The organism is Streptomyces sp. NPDC091271 (assembly GCF_044757505.1).
In the GTDB taxonomy this organism is placed as follows: Bacteria; Actinomycetota; Actinomycetes; order Streptomycetales; family Streptomycetaceae; genus Streptomyces.
The window spans coordinates 450,745-465,210 of the sequence record NZ_JBIVVD010000001.1 but is presented as its reverse complement, the minus strand read 5'-3'; the positions used below and the strand labels follow the sequence as shown (position 1 = coordinate 465,210).

Here is a 14,466-nt window from a genome sequence, read left to right as displayed (position 1 = left end):
GTCAGGCCTCCGTTCCGGTGCTCTCAGCCGGAGCAGCGGCGGCGGGAGCGTCGGCCTTGGGGGCCTCTGCTGCCGGCGCGGACTGCTGCGGCTTGCGGCCGCCGCGACCGCCACGCTCGCCACCACGGCCACCACGGCCGGCCGGGCGGTCAGCGCCGCCACGGGCCGGACGGTTGCCGGCACGAGCCGCTGCGTTCTCGGCGCGGACCTCGGCGATGTTCTTGACGTCGCCCTTGTAGATCCAGACCTTCACGCCGATGCGGCCGAAGGTCGTCTTGGCCTCGAAGAAGCCGTAGTCGACGTTCGCACGGAGCGTGTGCAGGGGCACGCGGCCCTCGCGGTAGAACTCCGAGCGGGACATCTCGGCGCCGCCGAGGCGGCCACCGCACTGGATCTTGATGCCCTTTGCGCCCGCCTTCATCGTGCTCTGCATGCTCTTACGCATGGCACGACGGAAGGAGACACGGGAGGAGAGCTGCTCGGCGACGGCCTGGGCCACCAGCTGAGCGTCCACCTCGGGGTTCTTGACCTCGAGGATGTTCAGCTGGACCTGCTTGCCGGTCAGCTTCTCCAGCTCGCCACGGATGCGGTCGGCCTCGGCGCCACGGCGGCCGATGACGATGCCCGGGCGGGCGGTGTGGATGTCAACGCGGACGCGGTCGCGGGTGCGCTCGATCTCAACCTTCGAGATGCCGGCCCGCTCCATGCCCTTCGTCATCATTCGACGAATGGCGACGTCTTCCTTGACGTAGTCCTTGTACAGCTTGTCGGCGTACCAACGGGACTTGAAGTCCGTGGTAATGCCGAGCCGGAACCCGTGCGGGTTTACCTTCTGGCCCATTACCGGGTTCCTTCCTTGCTGCTGACGACCACGGTGATGTGGCTGGTCCGCTTACGGATCCGGTAGGCACGGCCCTGAGCACGCGGACGGAACCGCTTCAGGGTCGGGCCCTCGTCCACGAACGCCTCGCTGATGACCAGCGAAGAGGCGTCAGGGTGGTCGTAGTTGTGTGCAGCGTTGGCGATGGCGCTGTCAAGCACCTTGCCAACCGGCACGCTCGCGGCCTGCGGGGCGAAACGCAGGACCGCCTGAGCCTCCGTGGCATCCATGCCACGGATGAGGTCCACCACGCGGCGGGCCTTCATGGGCGTGACGCGGATGTACCGCGCCTGGGCCCTGGCTTCCATGGTTGTCCCTTCGGTGTGAGTCATAGTCGTTTCCACCCCGCGCTAGCGGCGCTTCGACTTCCGGTCGTCCTTGACGTGGCCGCGGAAGGTGCGAGTCGGCGAGAACTCGCCGAGCTTGTGGCCGACCATCGACTCGGTGACGAACACCGGGACGTGGATCTTGCCGTTGTGCACCGCGATGGTGTGACCCAGCATGGCCGGGATGATCATCGAGCGACGGGACCAGGTCTTGATGACGTTCTTGGTGCCTGCTTCGTTCTGTACGTCCACCTTCTTGACGAGGTGGCCGTCGACGAAGGGCCCCTTCTTGAGACTGCGCGGCATCTAAACCCGCTCCTAGCGCTTCTTGTTCGTCTTGCGGCGGCGGACGATGTACTTGCTCGATGCCTTCTTCGGCGAGCGAGTACGACCCTCCTTCTGACCCCACGGCGAGACCGGGTGACGTCCACCGGAGGTCTTGCCTTCACCACCACCGTGCGGGTGGTCAACCGGGTTCATCGCGACACCGCGGACGGTCGGGCGAACGCCCTTCCAGCGCATGCGGCCGGCCTTGCCCCAGTTGATGTTCGACTGCTCGGCGTTGCCGACCTCACCGATCGTGGCGCGGCAGCGGGCGTCGACCAGCCGGATCTCGCCGGAAGGCATACGAAGGTGGGCCATCGTGCCCTCCTTCGCCAGCAGCTGCACGGAGGCACCCGCGGAACGGGCGAACTTCGCGCCGCCGCCGGGCCGCAGCTCGATGGCGTGGATGGTCGTACCGACCGGGATGTTGCGCAGCGCCAGGTTGTTGCCCGGCTTGATGTCGGCGCCCGGACCGTTCTCGACGCGGTCACCCTGCGACAGACCACGGGGGGCGACGATGTAACGCTTCTCGCCGTCCGCGTAGTGCAGCAGCGCGATGCGCGCGGTGCGGTTCGGGTCGTACTCGATGTGCGCGACCTTGGCCGGCACGCCGTCCTTGTCGTGACGACGGAAGTCGATCACGCGGTAGGCGCGCTTGTGGCCACCACCCTGGTGGCGAACGGTCACACGACCGGCGTTGTTACGGCCGCCCTTGCTGTGCAGGGGGCGGACCAGCGACTTCTCCGGCGTGGACCGCGTGATCTCGACAAAGTCGGCGACGCTGGAGCCACGACGGCCCGGGGTCGTCGGCTTGTACTTGCGGATACCCATTTCTCAGTCCTCGTCCGATTCCGGACGACTCGACCTCCGTCAGGAGGTCGGGCCGCCGAAGATGTCGATACGGTCGCCCTCGGCGAGGGTCACGATGGCGCGCTTCGTGTCGGCGCGCTTGCCGAAACCGGTCTTGGTGCGCTTGCGCTTACCCTGCCGGTTGATCGTGTTGACCCCGGTGACCTTGACCGAGAAGACCGCTTCCACGGCCTGCTTGATCTGGGTCTTGTTGGAGCCGGGCGCGACGATGAACGTGTACTTGTTCTCGTCGAGCAGTGCGTAGCTCTTCTCGGAGACAACCGGCTTGACGAGAACGTCACGCGGGTCCGAGTAGGTCTTGCTGGTAACGGTCGCCTCACTCATCAGGCGGCGCTCCCTTCGGTCTCAGCGGTCTGGGGGCCAGACACGAAGGACTCGAAAGCGGCCTGGGTGAAGACCACGTCGTCAGAGACGATCACGTCGTACGTGTTCAGCTGGCCCGGCTCCAGGATGTGCACCTGGGGCAGGTTGCGCGCGGACAGCCACGCGGCCTCGTCGGCGCGGTCGACGACCAGGAGCAGGTTGCTGCGCTCCGAGATCTTGCCGAACAGCGTCTTGGCGGCCTTGGTGGAGATCCCACCCTCGACCACGCCGGTGACGACGTGGATGCGGGAGTGACGCGCCCGGTCCGAGAGGGCACCGCGCAGGGCGGCGGCCTTCATCTTCTTCGGGGTGCGCTGCGAGTAGTCACGCGGCTGCGGGCCGTGGACGACGCCACCACCGGCGAACTGCGGCGCACGGGTCGAACCCTGGCGCGCGCGGCCGGTGCCCTTCTGGCGGTACGGCTTGCGGCCACCACCACGGACTTCGCCGCGACGCTTGGTCTTGTGCGTGCCCTGACGGGCAGCTGCCAGCTGTGCGACAACGACCTGGTGGATCAGCGGAACGCTGGTCTTCGCGTCGAAGATCTCCGCGGGGAGCTCGACGGTACCGGCCTTGTCGCCTGCCGGCGAAAGGATGTCAATGGTGCTCATTACCTCAAGCCCCCTTGGCCGCGGTACGGACCAGGACGAGGCCGCCGTTCGGACCGGGGACCGCGCCCTTGATGAGCAGCAGACCCTTCTCCGCGTCAACCGCGTGGATGGTCAGGTTCTGGGTGGTGACGCGCTCGTTACCCATACGACCGGCCATGCGCATGCCCTTGAAGACACGCCCAGGGGTGGCGCAGCCACCGATCGAACCGGGGGAACGGTGCTTGCGCTGGACGCCGTGGCCGGCGCCGAGGCCCTTGAAGTTGTGACGCTTCATGACACCGGCGAAGCCCTTGCCCTTGCTCTTGCCCGTGACGTCAACCTTGACGCCGGACTCGAACACCTCGGCAGTGACCTCCTGGCCCAGCGTGTACTCGCTGGCGTCAGGGGTGCGGAGCTCCACCAGGTGGCGGCGCGGGGTCACGTCGGCCTTGGCGAAGTGGCCCTTGAGGGGCTTGTTCACCTTGCGCGGGTCGATCTCGCCGAAGGCGATCTGGACCGACTCGTAGCCGTCGCTGTCGTTCGTACGAACCTGCGTCACGACGCACGGCCCGGCCTTGACGACGGTCACCGGGACAACCCGGTTGTTCTCGTCCCAGACCTGGGTCATGCCGAGCTTCTCGCCCAGGACGCCCTTGATGTTCTTGCTCATCTCGGCCCGTCCCCTCAGAGCTTGATCTCGATGTCGACGCCCGCCGGCAGGTCGAGGCGCATCAGCGAGTCAACCGTCTTCGGCGTGGGGTCGAGAATGTCGATGAGGCGCTTGTGCGTGCGCATCTCGAAGTGCTCGCGAGAGTCCTTGTACTTGTGCGGCGACTTGATGACGCAGTACACGTTCTTCTCAGTGGGCAGCGGCACCGGGCCCGCGACCGACGCACCAGTGCGCGTCACCGTCTCGACGATCTTCTTCGCCGAGGAGTCGATGACCTCGTGGTCGTAGGCCTTGAGCCGGATGCGGATCTTCTGTCCCGCCATGGCTACTAGTAGTCCTGTCTCTCATAACGCTCTGGAACCCGGGAGTTCTCTTAACTCCGCCTCCGACCCACGCGGTCGGGCGTGTCGCATCCCCTCTACGAAGATCTCCCGAAGGATTTCCCAACCAAGGGGGTGCGGGCCGAAACCGCGCTGCCGGGGGCGAAACCCCACCGGGTGCCTGGTCAGCGCCCCACTGACGCTTCCCGAAAGATTCCCGTACGTCCGACCCTGGGGTCGACGAGTACTGTGGGACTCGCTTCCGGTCCTCCCGGCGGGAGGCGCGCAGCATTGACACTCAACCGAGCAACCTGGCTAGTGTGCCACACGGCTCGGGGGCCTGGCCAATCGGGCCGGGGATCTTACCCCCTGCGGGGGACCGGTCAAACGCGGGCACGACCGGCCCGTGCACCGTGCCGCGATATTCGGTCGAGGGCCGCACGCCACCGCCCCTAGTGTGACCGGCCGGAACGGCGACTCACCGGGGGCACGGAACATGCGTACGCACTATCCACGGACCTCGCATCTTCCCTGGTCACCCGGGGCCACCTCGGACGACGTGCGCCTCGCCGACCTCGCCGGACTGACCGGCTCCCAGGTCGTGGTCACCGAGAAGCTGGACGGCGAGAACACCACGCTGTACGCCGACGGGCTGCACGCCCGCTCCCTCGACTCGGCGCACCACCCCTCCCGGGCCTGGGTCAAGGCGCTCCAGAGCCGCATCGGCCCGCGCATCCCGGCGGGGTGGCGGATCTGCGGCGAGAACATGTTCGCCCGCCACTCGATCCCGTACGAGGACCTCGCGAGCCACTTCTACGGCTTCTCCGTCTGGGACGGAGACTTCTGCCTGGACTGGGACCGGACCGTGGACTTCCTGCGGGACCTGGGGATCCCGACGCCGACGGTGCTGTGGCGCGGTGTGTTCGACGCCCGGGCCGAGAACGCGCTGCGCGCGCTGAGGCCGGACACGGAACGCCAGGAGGGGTACGTCGTCCGGCCTGCCGAGGGCTTTCCCGCCGCGGGGTTCGCGCGGCGGGTGGCGAAGTGGGTGCGGCCGGGGCATGTGAGGACGGACACGCACTGGATGCACGCGGAGGTGGTGGAGAACGGGCTGGGCCCCGCCGCCGCCCTGTGGGCGGTGCGCTCGGGCGCCCCCGTGGACCCTGCGGCACTCGCCGTCGCCGCGGGAGCCGGCCCCGGTGACGCGCCGGCCGCCCTCATGACCGCCGACGCCCTGGACGCACGGGACCGTACCGGCGACGACCGGCTGGCCGGGGTGCTCGCCGCCCTGCTGCACCGCACCCGCCGGGCCTCACTCGCACCCGCGCTCGCCGGACCGCTCGGGATGCGGCTCGCCCGGCGGACCGCGGACCTGGTCGGCCTTCACCCCCTCCTGCACCGTCCCCACCCGGACGACGACCGGCACAGCGGCCTGGCGAGGATGGCGCTCGCCGCGGACCTGACGGTGCTGCACGCGCTGGCCGGCGTGCTGGCCGACGGGCCCGAGGCCCGCGAGCAGGTGGAGTGGTCGGAGCTGCACGGCCAGGACGTGGCCGAACCGGACGGGCTGCCCGCCGCCTTCGCCGGCCTGGAGCCGGACTCCGCCGACCGTTGTCTGGCGCAGGCCCGCGAGGCCTACGCGCTGGGCCGCCTCACCACCGCGGAGGAGGCGGTCGCCGCGACCTGGCGGTGGCGGTCCGGGGACTTCCCGCGCCTGATCCACCTGGTCGGTCCCTCGGGCAGCGGGAAGAGCACCTTCGGCCGCGGGCTGCCGGGCACCGCCACGTACATCTCGCTCGACGACCTGCGCGAGTCCCGCGGATCGCGCGCCGACCAGAGCGCCAACGCGGACGTCCTGCGCGAGGCGCTGCGCCGCCTGGACGCCGCGCTCGTCCCGGGCGCGACCGTGGTCTGGGACGCCACCTCGCTCAACCCGCGCCAGCGCTCCCTCGTGCACGCGGCCGCCCACCGCAGGGACGCTCTGCTCACCCACGCCGTGGCATGGGTCGGCACGGACGAGCTCACCGCGCGCAACGGCCGGCGCGGCCATCCGGTGCCCCCGGACGTCCTGGCCTCCCAGGTGCGCCGCTTCGTACCCCCGTACCCCGGCCAGGCCCACCGCACCTGGTACATCGGGACGAGCGGAACCGTGGAGGACCGGACCTGATGCGTACGAGCGAGGAGATCTACCACCGGGTCCGCTGGGACGCCCGGTTCGACCCGGCGCGCTTCTTCCTGGGCGTCGCCCAGCGCGGCCGTGACCCCAAGCGGGTGCCGCTGGAGCGGTTCACGCCCGGCGGCGACATCCCCTGGCACCGGGTGCTGTTCTTCGAGGCGGACGACGAGGTGGTGTGGGACCGCTCCACGGGACTCGACCGGATCGACGCGTCGGAGGCGGGGCGCGTCCGGACCCCGCGCCGCCTGCCGTCCCCGTACTTCACCTCACGCGTCCCGCACGCGTTCTCCCCGGCGACGGGCGCCTGGGAGCCGGCCTCCCCCGGACCGCCGGGCTCGTCCGCCTCCGCCTCCCTGACCGTGCTCACCTGGAACACGCTCTGGGACCGGTACGACAGCGACCGCATCGACACGGCCCGGCGCCGCCCCCTCCTGCTCGACGCCCTGTGTGCGGCGGACGCGGACGTCATCGCACTCCAGGAGGCGGAGCCCGCGCTGCTGCGCCTGCTGCTGGACCGCGCGTGGGTACGGGACGGATACGTCATCGCCACCGAACCGGCCGGCCGTGACGTGGCGGACAACGGGCTGCTGCTGCTCAGCCGGCTTCCCGTGAGCGAGGCGGGGGTGCACGCCCTCGGCCCGCACAAGGCGGTGACCGCGGCCGTCGTCGAGACGGCCGACGGCCCCGTCACGGTGGCCGTGACCCACCTGAGCAGCGACCACTCCCCCGAGGGCGCCACCCGCCGCGACACCGAACTGGCCGACCTGGCCACGGGGTTGGCGGGCATCGAGGGCGAACTGCTGCTCGTCGGAGACTTCAACGACGGCAGCGACCGCCCACAGACCCGCCTGGCGATGACGGACGCCTGGAGCCAGGTGCACGGCCCCGCCGACCGGACCGCCACCTTCGACCCGTCAGCGAACCCCCTCGCCGCGGTCTCCTCCCTGTCCGGCCGTATCTCCCGGCTGGACAGGGTCCTGCTGCGTACGGAACGGCTGCGCGCCCGGTCGGCGGCCCTGACCGGCGAAACACCCGGCCCGGAGGGGCTGTACATCTCCGACCACTACGGAGTACGGGTGGAGCTGGGCCCTCCCCTTCTGGTGGCCGAAGGGAGTGAAGGGGTCACGGAACGCGTCACCGCGGCCCTGCCCGGCGCCCGGGTCCACGTCGTCGGCTCCCGGCGCATGAGCTGCGCGCTGCCCGGCGCGGACCTGGACCTGGTCGCCGCGCTGCCCGGCGCCTCCGATCCGGCAGGGGTAGGCCAACGACTGGCCGCCGCGTTCCCGGAGGCGCGGGACCTGCGGGAGGTGACGGGCGCCCGGGTGCCCGGCCTGCGCTGGCACTTGGACGGCCTCCGGGTCGACCTGGTCACCGTGGCGACCGGCGGCCTCTCCCCCGCCGAGGCGGTCGCCCGCCGGGCGGAACTGGGCGAGGCGGCGGCGATCGCGCTCAGCGCGGTGAGCGACGCCGATGCGGTGCTCGCGCTGGCGGACCCGCACCGGGGCGTCTTCGCCGCCCTCGCCCGGGACGTCAAGGCATGGGCGGCGGCGAGGGGCCTGGACTCCGCACCCTGCGGCGGACTGCCGGGCCTCGCCTGGGCCGTACTCGCGGCCCGTACCGCCCACGAGGCGGGCGACCTGCCGCCGCTCGCGCTGCTCCGGCACTTCTTCGCGATCTGGGCGGCGTGGGACTGGGGCGAGGCGGTGGGCGGGGCGGCGGCAACCGCGTCCCCGGTCACCGTGCTGACCCCGACCGCCCCCGTACGTTCCTGCACCACGCAGGTCTCCGCCGCAGGCCGCGATCTCCTCTCCGCAGAGCTGTACCGCGCCTGGGAGCTCCTGGAGTCGGCCGGGGACGGGAACGACCCGCGCCCCCTGCTGTGCGCGCCGCCGAGCCTTCCCGAACTGCACCCGTCCTGGGCCCTCGCCTCCGTACCCACGGGCGGACCGGCCGAGGGGCGCCTGCGCGGCCGCCTCCTCGTCCTGGCCACCGCCCTCACCGAGGCGGGCGCCGCCGACTGCCGAGTCTGGCCGCGCCCTCTCACGGCCGACGGCCGCACGGGGTACGCGATCGGGTTCGGCGCGACCCCGCCACCGGCCCACCGGCTGGCGGAGATCGGGGCGGAGGTGCTGCGGGGGATCCGGGAGGCGTCGTTGGTCCCGGTACGTATATAGGGAGGGTCAGCGCCCGGCGGCGTACGGGACGAAGCCCGCCCATGCGTCGTCCCCGAAGGTGAGCTGCGGGCCGGGCAGGTTCTTCGAGTCGCGGACGTGCATCGCGCCGTGGGCTGCCGCGACCTCGACGCAAGAGTCACCTTCGCTGCTGCTGCTGTAACTGCTCTTGAACCACTCCAGCCCGGAAGCGTCCCCGGCAGAGGTCTCGCGCATCATGTCTCTCCCAGCAGTTGCTCGATAAAGGCCAGCGACTCCCGTGGCGCGAGAGCCTGGGCCCGGATCATCCCATAGCGCAGTTCGAGGATCCTGAGCTGTTTCAGATCGGACACCGGCCGGCCTGCGAACGCTCCGTCCGACCGCCCAACCGCAGTGCCGTCCTCGAACTTCAATACCTCGACTCCTCCGTCCATTCCTGCGTGATCCTCGCGGCTGGTCGGCATCACCTGAATTTCAACGTTCCGCAACTGCCCTACCTGCAACAGGTGTTCGAGCTGCCGACGCAATACCGATGCACCCCCGATGGGGCGGCGCAGGGTTACTTCCTCCTGCACGAAGCTGAGCGCGGGAGCTGGTGACCTCTCGAAGACGCACCGCCTGGCCATGCGCGCGGCCAACACCCTTTCCACCTCGTCTTCCGAGTACGCGGGCCTCCGCATCTCGAACAGAGCCCGCGCATACTCCGGCGTCTGCAGCAGGCCGTGGATGTTGTGGTTGCTGTACAAACCCATCTCGACCGCTCGCTCTTCCATCTTCGCCAGCTCCCGGATCTTCTTCGGGTACCGGACCGCCGCCAGATCCTGCTTCATCGCGGCGATCTTGCCGCCCGCCCCCAGGACCTCGTCCACCCTGTCCAGGAACTCCGGCCGAGGGATCCGCCGCCCGCCCTCCACCTTGCGGACCAGGTCCTCCCCGTACCCGATCGCGGCCCCGAGCTCGCCGGCCCGCATCCCGGCCGCCTCCCGCCAGGCCTTGACCTGGCGCCCCACGGCGGCGACCACCGCAACGCCCGACTCGTCATCGGGATCGACATCCCAGCCGGGCTCGTCCGCCCCGCCGCCACCCTGCTCCGTACCGACCCCGTCCACACTCATCCGTGCCCCACTTCCGACGTGCGTGCCGTTCTTCCTCAACCGCCCCTGTTCCCCGCACGTCACTCCGGACAGCCGGGACAGCACTGGACAAGCCCGGGACAATCACCGTACGCAAGGGCTCGGTCACTGGGCACGGTACGCAGACCCGGCCACGCTGAGTGACGTGAACCAACAGACCGCCACCCCTCAAGGGCCCACCGACGAACGCACGTTCACCGTGCTCCTCTCCCCCACTCGCCGAGGCGCCCGGCTCGCCCGCCTCCTCGCCGTGGCCCATCTCGACCTCTGGGGGCTTCCCTCCGACTCGGCCGCGCACATCGTCGCGGAGCTCGCCGCCAACGCCTCGGTCCACGGGCGGGTAACCGGCCGGGACTTCCAACTGCGCCTCGCCGTGCACGCGGACAGCCGACTGCGGATCGAGGTCATCGACACCCGGGGTGACCGCCTGCCCGTCACAACGCCCCCCGACCACCACAGGGAGGGCGGGCGCGGCCTGCTCATCGTCGCGGCCCTCGCCGACCGCTGGGGCGTCTCCCCGGGCCCGGTCCCGCGCAAAACGGTCTGGGCGGAGCTCGACCTCGCGCCGTGACCGGCTCCACCGGGTCGCGGGCACCCACGACCCGGTCGACCACGCCTCGGTGACCCGCGACGCGGCCACCCACGACGTCTAAAGGCTTTTAAAGAACTCGGGAAAGAAACCCGACCAGACCCCACCCCACCCCCGTCCTGACCTGCATCACTCGCACGGGTGACATATCGCAACAGGGCTGGATTTGGGGCAGGTTGGCTGGCATATGCTCGCCGCGACAACCACAGACACGAGACGGCCCCGGCCGGGACTGCGAATCCCGGTCGAGGCCTGACCACGAGGAAGTGACACCTTCCCGATGGATACCCCGCAGGTTATCGCGCCCCCGTGCGCCCAGCCCGGCTCCCCTGGCACCCGGCTCGACGTCACGCCGACTTCCGGCGTCCTCCACGTCAACGTCCGCCACATCTCCGGCTTCACGGTCATCGGCAACCACCTCGCCCAGCACCGTGGCCTCTCCCTCACCGCGATCGGGCTCGCCGCACACATCCAGTCGCTGCCCGCCGGGTCCAAGGTCGGCATTAAGGTCCTCACCGCCCGCTTCCCGGAGAGCGAAGCCCGCATCGCCGCCGCCCTGCACGAGCTGGAAGCCACCGGCTACCTCCACCGCAGCCGCGTACGCCTCCCCGACGGCCGCATGGTCACACGCACGGTGTCGTACAACCAGCCCGGCGCCACGGCCACCGCGTCGCGCCCTCAGCCCCGCCACAGCGAGCCACCAGCCACGCTCGCCGCTCCGCCGCCACCCCCGGCGCCCGTCGAGGCACCACCTCCGCCGCCTACCGCCGCACCCGCAGCCCCTGCACCCCTGCCGTCAGCCGCCCCCGTCTACGTACCGGCTCCCACGGCCCCGAGGAAACAGCCCCCGCCGCTCCCCCACCCCCACGCGCCCACCGTGGAACTCCACCGAGCCGCCACAGCGCTCCTGGCAGACCTCCGGCGCAGCTCGCCCCAACTCACCCTCTCTGAGGCGGACATCGAGGCACTCGCCCCCGGTGTCGCTACCTGGCTCGAACGCGACGCCCACCCCGACACCATCCGCCACGCCCTCACCAGCGACCTCCCGACCCCGGTGAAACACCCGGCGAAGTTCGTCCGCAGCCGCATCACCACGCTCCTGCCACCCCCGCTCCCCGGCACAGCAGACCTCACCCCGCCCCGCCGCAAGGTGATCGTGATCCCGCTCCAGAACTGCGACACCTGCGACCGCGCCTTCCGCGCCGCCCACCCCGGTCACTGCCGGGACTGCCGAACCGAACAGCCAGACGTCCTGCACAGAGCCGCGTGAAATACACGCCCTCATCCCGAACGGACCCGCATGGTCAGCTCACCCCACGAGGCAATGCACCGCATCTTCCAGGAGTACCCCGGCCTCTTCTCCCGCGTATCCGAAGTCCTCGGCGTCAGCGTCCCGACGCCCACCTCAGCCACCGTCCTGCCCACCGACCTCACCGAGAACAGCCCCGTCGAACGCCGTGTCGACACCCTGCTGCGCATCGAAACGCAGGACGAAGGCCCCTTCCTCCTCGCCGTCGAAGCCCAGGGCAAGAAAGACCCACGCAAAGCCACCAGTTGGCCCTACTACGTCAGCTACCTCCACAACCGATACGGCGGCCTGCCCGTCCTGCTCCTGGTCGTCTGTCAGGACCATGCCACCGCCCAATGGGCCGCCCGCCCCCTCACCATCGGCCTCCGCCAATGGCCGACCCTCACCCTCACCCCACTCGTCGCGGGCCCGCACAACATGCCCGTCATCACAAACGTGGCCGAAGCCCGCAAGGACCTCGCACTCGCCACCCTCGCGGCCATCACACACGCCGACAATCCCGACGTCGGTGCCATACTGAAAACGCTCTCCGCCGCACTGCGCGAGGCACCGGAAGACATCGCCGACCCCATCGTCGAGCTCACCGCACAGGGCCTGGGCGACCGCCCGGCCGCACAACAGTGGAGGAACCTGGTGGCCGTGGATACCTCTTTCTACACGTCCTTCATGTCCGAAGAGATCCGGGACGAAGGCCGGGACGAAGGCCGAGCAGAAGGCCGAGCAGAAGGCCGAGCTCAGGGCCGAGCAGATGGCCTCCTGCTGATCCTCGAAGCCCGTGGCATCACCCTCACCGACGAGCTCCGGCAGAAGATCACCACCTGCACCGACCCTGAGCTCCTGCACCGGTGGCTGCACCGCGCCGCCACTGCCACCACCACCGAAGAAGTGTTCGCCGAGCGTCACTGACCGGCCGGGCCCGGACGGCAGCGGGGAGCCCTGCTCCGCTGCCGTCCGGAGTCTCTGGGAGACTCCCGCCATGTCTGTACGTACCACTCAGGCGTGGTCCCTGCGCCCTGCCACACCCGATGACATCGAGGCCATGGCCGAGCTCCGGGCCCTGGTGATGCGCCCCGACCTGGAGCGCCTCGGCCGCTACGACGGGCACCGGGTCCGGCAGCGGCTGCGTGACGCCTACGCTCCCGAGCACACCTCCGTCGTGGAGGTCGACGGGGCCGTGGCGGGGTGCGTCGCCCTGCGGCCCTCCGAGGACGGCTGGTGCCTGGAGCACTTCTACCTCGCCCCGGAGCTCCAGGGCAGAGGCATCGGCACCGCTGTCCTGGCCGGCCTCCTGGCCCGTACGGACGCCGAGGGTGCGCCGGTCCGCCTCAACGTCCTCCAGGGCAGCGCGGCCCGCAGGCTGTACGAGCGCCACGGGTTCGTCCTGGAGCACGAGGACCCGGTCGACGTGTTCATGGTGCGGGCCCCGTAGATCCCTGCGGAGCTACGTACGCGTGACCGTCCCGCAGGACCCGTCCGGCTGCCACTCACTGCGGTCGTACGGATCCACGTCGTCCCCGCGCGGAGGGTTCGCGCTGTCGCTCGGGAAGGACGGGTGGAGGAAGCCGTCGTTCACCTCGCAGGAGGTGTTGCCGAAGTTCTGCTCGGAACTGACGACGGAGAGCTTGCCGCGCGTCGCCACGAACCGCTTCGGGTCGTGCAGCGCCGTCGTCAGCTTCCGCCGCACGATCGTGCGCGCCACCTCGTCGCCGCCCGGCTCCACCAGCGGGTAGACGAACGTGTAGTCGGCGTGCACCTCGACCGAGCCGGCGGCGCCCGCCTCGAAGGTCATCCGTCCGCGGGTCTTCACGACGTCCCCGACCAGCCGTGCCTCGTCCGGGTCGAACCGGCTGAACAGCATCAGCGGGTCCTGTTCCCCGCCGGGCTCCGCCAGTGACCGCTCCAGGCGTTCCCGCTCGCCCTTCTGCAGCGGGTCGAGCAGGTTCAGCGCCTCGTCGGGCTTCTCCCCCCGCAGGGTGGCGGCATCGAGGTTGGCGGCGACGAGTAGCTGCCGGGTCGCCCGCAGGGCCTGCTCGACCTCCCCCTTGCTCATCCCTCCGGCCGCCTCGGCTGCCGGGATCTCGATCCCCTTCGCCCCGTCCGCCCAGCGGACGGCGGGCGAGCCGCGGAACGGCTCTGCCAGGGTCGGCCGGTCACCCACGGGCCCGTCGGCGGGCGCGGCGGTCGGCGGCGCGGTCTCGGCGGGCAGCGGGTCGGCACTCGCGGATTCGCCCCCGCCGGGCAGGTGGTCGGTCAGCAGGCTCGGCCGCATGGTGACCACCAGGATCCCCACGACCACGGCGAACCCCAGGACCGCGGCGACGCGCCGGCTCTTCCGGGGGCGGCCGCTCCCGATCGGCGGGCCCGTGCGCCAGCCCTCCGGCTGCCACTGTCCGGCCGGCCTGCCCCTACGGCCCCGGCCCCGCCCGCGCGCCGCCTCCTCGTCCAGCGCGCGCAGCCGCGCGGTAACCATCCGGGCGCGGGCCGAGGGCTCCTTCGGCGCGTCGGCCCCGCCCTCCTCCGCCCGCCGGACCAGCTCCGCCCACTGCTCGTCGGAGACGCGATCCGTGCCGTCGCCGTGGTCAGGAGATCCCCCTGACGTGCTCGTGCTCATCGTTCTGCCCCACTCCCCCATGAAGTTGTCAGGTCAACTTCATCCGGGGCGTGCGAACACGAACAAGGGAACACGGCATTCCGTGACGTTCTTGTGACCGTGACGCGGAGGCCTCGCGCACCCCCCGGGCAACCCGGCCGTCCGGATCCCCGTCT

General features: G+C 70.7%; 17 protein-coding genes. 6 read left to right on the top strand and 11 right to left on the bottom strand.

Going from position 1 to position 14,466, the window contains the following annotated elements; all coding sequences use genetic code 11:
• Window position 1 precedes the first annotated feature (1 nt).
• From rpsC to rpsJ, 8 genes are read right to left on the bottom strand one after another with little or no spacing between them, the layout of a single operon-like run.
• Window positions 2-841 carry a 30S ribosomal protein S3 gene (gene rpsC, locus ACIQM3_RS02315; protein WP_358973519.1) on the bottom strand — a complete coding sequence of 280 codons (840 nt, stop codon included), beginning with the start codon at window positions 839-841 and terminating at the stop codon, window positions 2-4.
• On the bottom strand, window positions 841-1,188 hold the full coding sequence (rplV, locus tag ACIQM3_RS02310) for a 50S ribosomal protein L22 (RefSeq protein WP_073733141.1): 348 nt from the start codon (window positions 1,186-1,188) through the stop codon (window positions 841-843). The genes rpsC and rplV overlap by 1 nt, the downstream gene beginning before the upstream one ends.
• A gap of 42 nt (window positions 1,189-1,230) precedes the next feature.
• Window positions 1,231-1,512, bottom strand: coding sequence for a 30S ribosomal protein S19 (rpsS, locus tag ACIQM3_RS02305; protein WP_015610726.1), 282 nt, complete (start codon window positions 1,510-1,512; stop codon window positions 1,231-1,233).
• Window positions 1,513-1,524: 12 nt separating this feature from the next.
• Entirely contained in the window at window positions 1,525-2,361 is an 837-nt protein-coding gene (gene rplB / locus ACIQM3_RS02300; RefSeq protein ID WP_099173848.1) for a 50S ribosomal protein L2, read from the bottom strand.
• 39 nt (window positions 2,362-2,400) lie between these two features.
• Window positions 2,401-2,724, bottom strand: a complete 324-nt coding sequence (gene rplW / locus ACIQM3_RS02295; RefSeq protein ID WP_014154589.1) for a 50S ribosomal protein L23 — start codon at window positions 2,722-2,724, stop codon at window positions 2,401-2,403.
• Entirely contained in the window at window positions 2,724-3,374 is a 651-nt protein-coding gene (gene rplD, locus ACIQM3_RS02290; RefSeq protein WP_103514097.1) for a 50S ribosomal protein L4, read from the bottom strand. Before rplD ends, rplW begins: the two co-directional genes overlap by 1 nt.
• A gap of 4 nt (window positions 3,375-3,378) precedes the next feature.
• Window positions 3,379-4,023 (bottom strand): 50S ribosomal protein L3, encoded by a 645-nt coding sequence (gene rplC, locus ACIQM3_RS02285; protein ID WP_014154591.1) that lies wholly within the window; start codon window positions 4,021-4,023, stop codon window positions 3,379-3,381.
• Window positions 4,024-4,037: 14 nt separating this feature from the next.
• Entirely contained in the window at window positions 4,038-4,346 is a 309-nt protein-coding gene (rpsJ, locus tag ACIQM3_RS02280; protein ID WP_003948644.1) for a 30S ribosomal protein S10, read from the bottom strand.
• Window positions 4,347-4,839: 493 nt separating this feature from the next.
• Between rpsJ and ACIQM3_RS02275 the strand changes: the two genes are divergently transcribed.
• Both ACIQM3_RS02275 and ACIQM3_RS02270 read left to right on the top strand, forming a co-directional pair.
• A complete protein-coding gene (locus ACIQM3_RS02275; protein WP_401617654.1) occupies window positions 4,840-6,510 on the top strand; it encodes an RNA ligase family protein in 1,671 nt (556 codons plus the stop codon).
• The gene (locus ACIQM3_RS02270) at window positions 6,510-8,693 is read left to right on the top strand and encodes a poly(A) polymerase (protein ID WP_401617651.1); all 2,184 of its coding nucleotides are present in this window, start codon (window positions 6,510-6,512) and stop codon (window positions 8,691-8,693) included. Before ACIQM3_RS02275 ends, ACIQM3_RS02270 begins: the two co-directional genes overlap by 1 nt.
• Before the next feature lie 6 nt (window positions 8,694-8,699).
• Here ACIQM3_RS02270 and ACIQM3_RS02265 read toward each other — a convergent pair whose 3' ends face one another.
• Both ACIQM3_RS02265 and ACIQM3_RS02260 read right to left on the bottom strand, forming a co-directional pair.
• Entirely contained in the window at window positions 8,700-8,909 is a 210-nt protein-coding gene (locus ACIQM3_RS02265) for a DUF397 domain-containing protein (protein ID WP_401617648.1), read from the bottom strand.
• Complete coding sequence (locus ACIQM3_RS02260) at window positions 8,906-9,784, bottom strand: helix-turn-helix domain-containing protein (RefSeq protein WP_401617645.1); 879 nt, start codon at window positions 9,782-9,784, stop codon at window positions 8,906-8,908. The genes ACIQM3_RS02265 and ACIQM3_RS02260 overlap by 4 nt, the downstream gene beginning before the upstream one ends.
• A gap of 163 nt (window positions 9,785-9,947) precedes the next feature.
• On the opposite strand from ACIQM3_RS02260, the gene ACIQM3_RS02255 reads away from it, so the two are divergent.
• From ACIQM3_RS02255 to ACIQM3_RS02240, 4 genes are all read left to right on the top strand, one after another.
• Entirely contained in the window at window positions 9,948-10,373 is a 426-nt protein-coding gene (locus tag ACIQM3_RS02255) for an ATP-binding protein (protein ID WP_401617642.1), read from the top strand.
• A gap of 298 nt (window positions 10,374-10,671) precedes the next feature.
• Window positions 10,672-11,661, top strand: coding sequence for a helix-turn-helix domain-containing protein (locus ACIQM3_RS02250; protein WP_401617639.1), 990 nt, complete (start codon window positions 10,672-10,674; stop codon window positions 11,659-11,661).
• 30 nt (window positions 11,662-11,691) lie between these two features.
• Window positions 11,692-12,606, top strand: a complete 915-nt coding sequence (locus ACIQM3_RS02245; protein WP_401617637.1) for a hypothetical protein — start codon at window positions 11,692-11,694, stop codon at window positions 12,604-12,606.
• 70 nt (window positions 12,607-12,676) lie between these two features.
• Window positions 12,677-13,129 (top strand): GNAT family N-acetyltransferase, encoded by a 453-nt coding sequence (locus ACIQM3_RS02240; protein ID WP_401513023.1) that lies wholly within the window; start codon window positions 12,677-12,679, stop codon window positions 13,127-13,129.
• A gap of 12 nt (window positions 13,130-13,141) precedes the next feature.
• Here the strand turns inward: ACIQM3_RS02240 and ACIQM3_RS02235 are convergent, their stop codons facing one another.
• A complete protein-coding gene (locus ACIQM3_RS02235; protein ID WP_401617634.1) occupies window positions 13,142-14,311 on the bottom strand; it encodes a hypothetical protein in 1,170 nt (389 codons plus the stop codon).
• Window positions 14,312-14,466: the final 155 nt, after the last annotated feature.